Origin of the sequence: Pseudomonas sp. PA-4-8C, from assembly GCF_021606625.1 — a bacterium.
Lineage (GTDB): Bacteria > Pseudomonadota > Gammaproteobacteria > Pseudomonadales > Pseudomonadaceae > Aquipseudomonas > Aquipseudomonas lactis.
Genome location: NZ_WKCD01000548.1, coordinates 1 through 1,176 on the forward strand (window position 1 = coordinate 1; position 1,176 = coordinate 1,176).

The 1,176-nt window shown below is 63.0% G+C and carries 2 protein-coding genes; one reads left to right on the forward strand and one right to left on the reverse strand.

What is annotated here, in order from left to right:
• Positions 1 to 914 (reverse strand): bifunctional tRNA (5-methylaminomethyl-2-thiouridine)(34)-methyltransferase MnmD/FAD-dependent 5-carboxymethylaminomethyl-2-thiouridine(34) oxidoreductase MnmC (gene mnmC / locus GIW04_RS30870; RefSeq protein WP_236479629.1); only part of this gene is annotated, 914 nt, incomplete at its 3' end.
• Positions 915 to 1,068: 154 nt separating this feature from the next.
• Between mnmC and GIW04_RS31665 the strand changes: the two genes are divergently transcribed.
• On the forward strand, positions 1,069 to 1,176 hold a 108-nt coding region (locus GIW04_RS31665), incomplete at its 3' end, for a hypothetical protein (RefSeq protein ID WP_442962830.1).

Sequence of the window (1,176 nt, forward strand, 5' to 3'; positions counted from 1 at the left end):
CCCTGTGGGTTGCCCGAAGCTTCCTGTGCCAAGCCGGCGTGGCGCTCCAGCAGGCTGACACGCCAACCCCGGGCAGCGAGGCTGGCGGCGGTCGCGCAACCGGCCAGGCCACCGCCGATGACCAGGGCGTGACGTTCACCCTCGATGGCGGGTGGCCGGGCGAACCAGGGTTTACGTGGGGGCGGCGCGGGTGAGTCGGCGGGCCAACCGACAAACTCCCCACGCAGGATCTCCCACTTATGCCCAATGCCGGGCGTGCGTTTCATTTTGAACCCTGCGGCATTGATCAACCGCCTTACCCAGCCGGTGCTGGTGAAGGTGCTGATGGTCGAGCCCGGTGCCGCCAGGCGCGCCAGTTCGGCGAACAGCTCGGCGGTCCACATGTCGGGGTTTTTCGCCGGGGCGAACCCGTCGAGAAACCAGGCATCGACCTGGGCGTCCAGTAGCGGCAATTGTTCCAGCGCATCGCCGATCAACAGGGTCAGGGTGACGCGGCCATTGTCCAGTACCAGGCGCTGGAAACCCTGGTGGATGGCAATGTAGTGCGCCAGCAGTTGCTCGGCCAAGGGTTGCAGTTCGGGCCAGAGGGCGAGGGCGCGTTGCAGGTCGGCATGGCTGAGGGGGTACTTTTCCACGCTGACAAAGTGCAGCCGCGCACCGGCGACTGCGTGCTGTTCGAACAACTGCCAGGCGCAGAGGAAATTCAAGCCGGTGCCGAAGCCAGTCTCACCAATCACCAGGCGCCCACCTGCCGGCAAGGCGGCGAAGCGTTCCTGCAAGCGGTTCTGCTCCAGGAACACGTAGCGGGTTTCTTCCAGGCCCGACTGGTCGGAGAAATACACATCGTCGAACACCCGCGAATGCGGGCGGCCTTGATCATCCCAGTCGAGCTGGGCGTGGGTGATGGGGTTCATGGCGGCTCATAAAATGAAAGCGGGCAAAGACAAGGCGGCCATTCTAGCCGATCAACAGGCGTTGAATTGATCCATGGCAAGGCTGGGTTGTATTTCCTTGCGCGTGTCTTGGCCCAATCCGCTAGTCTTGAGCCATCTTGAAACGGAGCTGCCCATGTTCGAATCCGCCGAAATCGGTCACGCCATCGACAAAGACACCTACGACGCCGAAGTGCCGGCCCTGCGTGAAGCCTTGCTGGAAGTTCAATACGAGCTGCAACAG